We start from the raw sequence: 6875 nt of genomic DNA on the forward strand, positions 1-6875 counted from the left end.
GACGCGGTCGTCCGGTAACGACCACGCCGAGACCCTGCGCCGCGACCTCGGCTTCGACGACGGATGCGGGAGTTCCGCCTCGCCTGTTCGGTGGCCGGCTTCCGCGTGGGCCACCTCGGGGTGCGGTACTTCGGCATGGCCGAAAGACTGGGCCGTTAGGACCACGTTCTACCCCAGTCGGGTGCTGCTCACCCCACCCGACTGGACTTCGTGGTCCTCTTGGAAGCAGCCGGTATCAAACGCCACGCTGCGGACTCTTTTCCAGTGAAGCCCCCAGTGTCGCTGTAGTGGAGGAGGTCGCCGGGATGGTCATGCCCACAGCCGTGCGTACCGGTGGCGGTGTCGCGGTCCTCGCGCCCTCGGAAGGTTCGGGGGCCTGGAACCCGCCCGCGGTGCCCACGCGCCGTCGGGTGCGCCCGGCGCCGGTCTCCACCCAGTGGCTCGCCGAAGCCGAGTTCGCCGATCTCGTCGACGCCGCACTCCACGGGGACAGACGGGCGGTCGAGCACCTGCTCGGCCGGATCCAGCCGCTGATCGTGCGGTACTGCCGCGCCCGCGTCGGCGGCCGTGAGCGCACGCTCGTCTCGGCCGAGGACATCGCGCAGGAGGTCTGCGTGGCGGTGCTCGGCGCCCTGTCGAAGTACCGCTACGAGCCCGGCTCGTTCCTCGCCTTCGTGTACGGCATCGCCGCGCACAAGGTCGCCGACGCCCGCCGCCGCGCCGTCCGCAACCGCGCCGAGGTCGTGCCGGAGCTGCCCGACTGCCCGTCCCTCGACGCGGGCCCGGAGCAGCACGCGGTCAACGGCGAGATGATGGCCCAGGTCACGCGCCTGCTGCACAAGCTGCCGCCGCGCCAGCGCGAGATCCTCGTGCTGCGGGTGGCCGTCGGGCTGTCCGCCGAGGAGGTCGCGCTGGCCGTCGGGTCGACGCCGGGCGCCGTGCGGGTGGCGCAGCACCGGGCGCTCGCCCGGATGCGGGAGATGATCGCCGAAGAGGGCTGACGCCTAGCGCGGCACGGTGGTCCGGAGGTCGGTGAACGCCGCCACCACAGCGGTGACCAGGATCAACGCGCCGAACAGCGCCAGCGCCACCCCGGCACCCGCGACCCCCGCGACGAACGCCCCGAGCACCGGGGCCGCAGGGGTGACCGCGCGGGTGAAGAAGGTCAGGACGGCGTCCATCCGCCCCATGAGCTCGTCCGGCACCATGGCGGTGAAGACGGAGTTCACCGACACGTTGAGCAGCGGCGTGCCGATCGCGGTGAGCATGAGCGGCACGAACGGCCACCACGCGCCGAACGGCAGCACCATCGCGACGTTGCACGTGCCGAACAGGGTGAGCACGGCGACGAGGAGCCGGCCCGGTGCCACGGCGACCCTGGGCGCGAGCACGGCGCCGAGCACACCGCCCACGCCGATGCCGGTGAGCACGAGGCCGACCAGCCAGTTGGCGCCGCCGCGTTCCTTGACGAGCGCCATCACCGGCAGCAGCCCGGCCGACCCGAGCAGGTTCAGCGCCAGGAAGACCGCCACGAGGTTGCGCAGCCCGCGTCGGCGCCACAGCCAGCGCCAGGCGTCGCGCAGGTCGTGGCGCATGCGCTGACGTGGCCGCTCGCCGGTCCGTGGCGGGATCTTCGCGAACCACGCGCAGACGGCCGCGACCAGGAACGACAGCGCGTCGGCGAGGAACGGCACCGCGCGGCCGAGACCGAAGAGCAGCGCGCCGAGCGGCGGCCCGGCCAGCCACGCGACGTGACCCCGCGCCTCTTCCTGCGCGTAAGCGGTCTTGAGCTGCTCGGGCGGCACGACCGCTTTGACCGCCGCGGTGCGCGCGGGACCGGTGAAGGCCGTGCAGGCGCTGTCCACGGCGGCCAGCACCACGAACACCAGGACCGAGTTCGCACCGGTCACGACGTTGACCGCCATCGCGGCGACGGCGACGGCCTGCGTGGTCTGGCTCCGGACGAGGACCTCGCCGCGGTCCCAGCGGTCCACCCACACCCCGGCGGGCATCTGGGTGAGCACCAGCGCCGCCGTGCGCACACCGGCGACCACCCCGGCCCAGAAGATCGACCCGGTCACCGCGTAGAGCAGCAGCGGGAGGGCGACCGTCGTGAGCTGCGTGCCGAGCTGCGAGACGGCGCCACCGAACCAGAGCAGCTGGAACTGGAAGTTTTTTCTGAGCGGAACCCCCATGTGCGCCGTTTCTAACGCATCGGTGCCGGTGGCGGGTGGCAAGGTCTACCCATGGCTGATCCCGCGGCTGCCCCCGACTACGACGTGCTGCTGACCGGCACCGTGTTCCTCGACATCATCTTCACCGGCCTGCCCCGCCCGCCGGAGCCGGGCACCGAGGTGTGGTCCGAGGGGCTCGGGTCGTGTCCGGGCGGCATCGCGAACCTCGCGGTCGCCCTGCGCCGGCTCGAGCTGAAGACCGCGCTCGCCGCGGCGTTCGGAGAGGACGCGTACGGCGACTTCTGCTGGGACGTGCTCGCCGACCAGGAAGGCGTCGACCTCTCCTACTGCCGCCGTTTCTACGGGTGGCACTCGCCGGTGACCGTGAGCATGGCGATGGAGCGCGACCGTTCAATGGTCACGCACGGGCACAAGGCGCCCATCGTGGCCGACGACCTCTTCAACCCGCCGCCGTCCGCGCGCGCGTGCTTCGTGCACATCCAGGCCGAGGACGAGCAATGGGTCCGCACGGCGAAGGAGAACGGCGCGAAGCTCTTCGCCGACATCGGCTGGGACCGCACCGGCGCGTGGTCGCCCGAACTGCTGCGGCGGCTCGACGGCTACGACGTCTTCCTCCCGAACCACGTCGAGGCGCAGGGCTACACCCGCACCGACACGCCCGAGGCCGCCGCCCGCGCGCTGGCCGAGCACGTACCCGTGGTGGTCGTCACACGCGGTGGTGCCGGGGCGGTCGCCGTCGACGGCGCGACCGGTGAATGCGTCGACGTGCCGGGCCTCAACGTCGCGCAGCTCGACGCGACAGGCGCGGGCGACGTGTTCGGCGCCGGGTTCGTGATGGGCACCCTGGCCGGGTGGCCGCTCGAACACCGGGTGCGGTTCGCGAACCTGTGCGCCGCGCTGTCCGTGCAACACTTCGGCGGTTCGCTGTCGGCACCCGGCTGGGGGGACATCGCGGTCTGGTGGCGGACGGTGAGCCGGCGACCCGACGAGGAGCTGTCGCGCTACGGGTTCCTCGACGACCTCCTGCCCGACCACGCCGGGGTCGAGGTGCGCAGGGCCAGCCCGACGATCGGCCTGCGGCTGCTGCGGTAGAGCCACTCGTCGGCCGCCCGCGCCGTGTTCCCGGTGGCGTCGGTCACCCCAGCGCCTTTCGGTGTCAAATCCCGGGCGGTGGGGAACCCTGCGACAATCAGATCAAGTAATCCAGTGAAACAGTCGATCAGCGGACGCAACCTCCCGGGGCTCTCGCGCGACTTAGTACACAGAGATCTCTGGGGTTTTGTTCGGAAGGAGTTGCGGGTTGTTCGCCGCACGCGCGTCAGGCTTGGTCAAGTTGCTGGGGTTGTGCCTGACGGCGGGTGTGCTCCTCGCCGCGATGGTGTTCCCGCTCGTCGGAGGTCTCGGTCTCGCGTCCAACCGCGCGGCCGACACCGTCGACCAGACGTCGGGGGATCTCGCGAAGGGTGAGCTGCCGCTCGTCACCACCATCCAGGACATGAACGGCGACCCGATCGCCTACCTGTACGACCAGTACCGCATTCCGCTGGAGTCCAAGGACATCGCGGACACCATGAAGGGCGCGATCCTCGCGATCGAGGACAAGCGCTTCTTCGACCACCAGGGCGTCGACTGGCAGGGCATCGCCCGTGCCGCCGCCAAGGCCGGTGTGGACGGTGGCGCGACGCAGGGCGCGTCGACGCTGACGCAGCAGTACGTGAAGAACTACATGGCGTTCGTGCTCGGCGCCGACAACGAGCAGGAAGCCTGGGAGAAGGCCACCGAGGCCACCATCGGCCGCAAGATGCGCGAGGCGCGCGTCGCGTTGCAGCTCGAGCAGCAGATGAGCAAGGAAGAGATCCTCACCGGCTACCTGAACATCGTGCCGCTGGGCAACCAGACCTACGGCGTGGGCGCGGCGGCCAAGGCGTACTTCAACACGACGGCCGACAAGCTGACCGTCCCGCAGGCCGCGCTGCTGGCCGCGATCGCGAACCGCCCGTCGTCGCTGAACCCCGGCGCGTCCCCGGACAAGGCGCTGGAGCGCCGCAACATCGTCATCGACAAGATGCGCGAGAACGGCGCGTTCGGCGCCGACGAGACCGAGGCGAAGAAGAAGGCCGAAGAGTTCAAGGCCGCGCCGCTGGGCATCGTCGAGGACCTGCAGATCCTGCCCAAGGGCTGCGTCGGCGCCGGTGACGGCCCGATCTACGGCTTCTTCTGCTCCTACCTGCTCGACTACCTGCGTGAAGCCGGCGTCACGAACAAGGAGCTGCAGCGCGGCGGCCTCACCATCAAGACGACGATGGACCCGAAGGCCACCAAGGCCGCGAAGCAGTCGGCCGAGCAGCAGGTTCCGAAGACCCAGAACGGCATCGCGAACGTCATGTCCGTCGTGCAGCCGGGCACCGACAAGCACCGCGTGCGCGCCCTCGTCGCCTCCCGCGACTACGGCAACAAGGCCGAGCTGGGCCAGGTCGCCCGCCCCGTGCCCGCCGAGGTCCTGCCCTTCGGCCCCGGCTCGGTGAACAAGGTCTTCACCGCCGCCGCGGCCATGGAGCGCAACATCATCGGCATCGACAAGCAGATGGACGTGCCGAAGGTCTACTACTCGAAGGTCTACCCCAACGGCGGCGCGCCGTGGAAGGTCGAGAACGCGGGCAACTACGGCGAGAAGATGACGCTGACCCAGGCCCTCGCGCAGTCACCGAACACCGGCTTCGTGATGCTGCAGGAGAAGGCGGGCCTGAGCAACGTCGTCGACATGGCCTACCGCCTCGGCATGCGCGAAACCCTCCAGGGCGCGAACCGCGCGGGCGAGCCCCTGAAGGAGGACAAGTCGAACGGCCCGTCCCAGGGCGACTGGACGAAGCAGAACAACGCGGGCTCCTACACCCTCGGCCCGGGCGCCACGAGCGTCCTGGAACTGGCGAACGTCGCCGCCACCATCGTCTCCGGCGGCACCTGGTGCCCGCCGAGCCCGGTGGAGCAGGTCCTCGACCGCTACGGCAAGCCGATGCCGCTCAAGGAACTGCCCTGCGAGCAGGCCGTGAACACCGAACTGGCCAACTCCCTGGCCCAGGGCATGTCCCAGGACACCGCGTCCGGCGGCACGGCGGCCGAGGCGGCCCGCAGCACCGGCTGGAACCGCCCGGTCATCGGCAAGACGGGCACCACCGAAGAGCACAAGTCGGTCGCCTTCATGGCCGCGACCCCGCAGTACGCGGGTGCCGTCATGACCTACGCCGACGGCAACCGCCCCGAGGTGATCTGCGCGAACCCGATCCGCCTCTGCGGCGGCAGCAACGCGGGCGTCTTCGGTGGCCAGGTGGCGGCACCCACGTGGTTCAACGCCATGAAGGCGATCCACGACGGCCTGCCGGCGGCCCCGCTGCCTCCGGCCGCAGGCCGCTACAAGTAACCGCCAGCCCGGCTCGGGGCCGTCGGACGCCAGGTGCGTCCGGCGGCCCTTTGCGTTGCGCATGGGGAGGACCGGCGGGAGACAGGGGAGGTGTGGGCGGGGCGGAGCAGTGTGAGACGGGCGGTCGTGACAGGGCGAAAGCGGTGCGTGGTGGCTCTGATCGCAATCGTCGCGAGGCGGCGATGAAGCGAGCACGCGCGACACGAACTCGCGCACAACCGACTCCCCACCGGCACCCGGACACCCCAAGCCGGCCGCCCCGGCGCCGAAATCTGTCCAACCGAGGCCAGGCCCCCGGACCCACTCCAGCCGCACCCCAAACCATCCCGAACGACTTTCTCGATAAAGCGACTGACCAGTACAAACGGAAGAGATGGGCATTGGTCTACTGCACGTTGACCAACGTCAAATCGATCGACTACGCAAAGTAATCACCAGTGGGGCTAATCACGTGAACCCCCAAGACGCTTGCTTCCTGCGGTGACACGAGGTTACGTTCTGCGCCGCATGTCACGGTTCGATAACCGCAAGGACACGGATCACCCCCGAAGCGGTCCAGTCCACCACCGGGCCCCCGAAGCCCGCAGCCAGGCCCCCCGACGCCAGGCGAAGCGCGGTCAACGAACTCCCCCGAGTGCATGGAGGCAAGTTTTGGCACGGCATCATGCGAAGGGCCCTCTGGAATCAGAGGCCCTGACGCGGCCGGAGGCCGAGGAGCGGACTTCCCCGATCCGCTCCAAGGTCCTGCGGCGTGCGAAGGCCCCGTTGGTGGACGTTCTCGCCAAGGTGGACCTCGACCGCAAGAAGGCAGTGGCGGCCGTTGTGGCCGCGGGCGCTCTGGCCGGCGCCGGGTTCACCCAGGCGATGGCCACCGTCGGTCCCGCGGACGGCATCGTGCCCGTCGCGGCGACCAGGGACCTGGCCGCGGCCATGACCGGGCAGAAGCAGGCTCCGCAGGTGCTGGACGTCCAGACGATCCACTCGGTCGACACCGCCGCCGAGACGCGCAAGCTGCTGCAGGCCGAGCAGATCCAGGCGCAGTTCCACGTTCGTGAGGCGCTCAAGTCCGCCGAGGGCGTCTACGTCAAGCGCCAGGAGGCCGCCAAGGCCGAGGCCGAGCGCGTCGCGGCCGAGTCCGCGCGCGTCGCGGCCGAGTCCGCTGCGCGAGCCGCGGCCGAGACCGCGCGCGCGGCGGCCGAGGCAGAGGCGAAGCGGCCCCAGTGCGTCAGGCCGGCGCAGGGGTCGTTCACGTCCGGGTTCGG

Annotated in this window: 4 protein-coding genes and 1 pseudogene; 4 read left to right on the forward strand and 1 reads right to left on the reverse strand. The window is 70.5% G+C overall.

The genetic code is table 11. The features are described 5' to 3' along the window. Window positions 1-305 precede the first annotated feature (305 nt). On the forward strand, window positions 306-1001 hold the full coding sequence (shbA, locus tag BLQ91_RS43235) for an RNA polymerase sigma factor ShbA (RefSeq protein ID WP_245734303.1): 696 nt from the start codon (window positions 306-308) through the stop codon (window positions 999-1001). Window positions 1002-1004: 3 nt separating this feature from the next. On the opposite strand, the gene BLQ91_RS38930 is transcribed toward shbA, so the two are convergent. After that, a complete protein-coding gene (locus BLQ91_RS38930; protein ID WP_090105515.1) occupies window positions 1005-2195 on the reverse strand; it encodes an MFS transporter in 1191 nt (396 codons plus the stop codon). 51 nt (window positions 2196-2246) lie between these two features. Between BLQ91_RS38930 and BLQ91_RS38935 the strand changes: the two genes are divergently transcribed. The 3 genes and pseudogenes from BLQ91_RS38935 to BLQ91_RS38945 all read left to right on the forward strand — a co-directional run. Next, complete coding sequence (locus BLQ91_RS38935) at window positions 2247-3287, forward strand: carbohydrate kinase family protein (protein ID WP_090105517.1); 1041 nt, start codon at window positions 2247-2249, stop codon at window positions 3285-3287. Window positions 3288-3519: 232 nt separating this feature from the next. Next, window positions 3520-5613, forward strand: coding sequence for a transglycosylase domain-containing protein (locus BLQ91_RS38940; RefSeq protein WP_245734305.1), 2094 nt, complete (start codon window positions 3520-3522; stop codon window positions 5611-5613). Window positions 5614-6264: 651 nt separating this feature from the next. Next, window positions 6265-6875: pseudogene (locus tag BLQ91_RS38945) on the forward strand (hypothetical protein); the annotation flags it as partial.

Source organism: Lentzea jiangxiensis, from assembly GCF_900104175.1.
GTDB lineage: Bacteria > Actinomycetota > Actinomycetes > Mycobacteriales > Pseudonocardiaceae > Lentzea > Lentzea jiangxiensis.

Excerpts from the sequence above, each read along its gene's own strand:
- shbA (WP_245734303.1), top strand. The coding sequence starts at position 306 with ATGGTCATGCCCACAGCCGTGCGTACCGGTGGCGGTGTCGCGGTCCTC.
- BLQ91_RS38930 (WP_090105515.1), bottom strand. The coding sequence starts at position 2,195 with ATGGGGGTTCCGCTCAGAAAAAACTTCCAGTTCCAGCTGCTCTGGTTC.
- BLQ91_RS38935 (WP_090105517.1), top strand. The coding sequence starts at position 2,247 with ATGGCTGATCCCGCGGCTGCCCCCGACTACGACGTGCTGCTGACCGGC.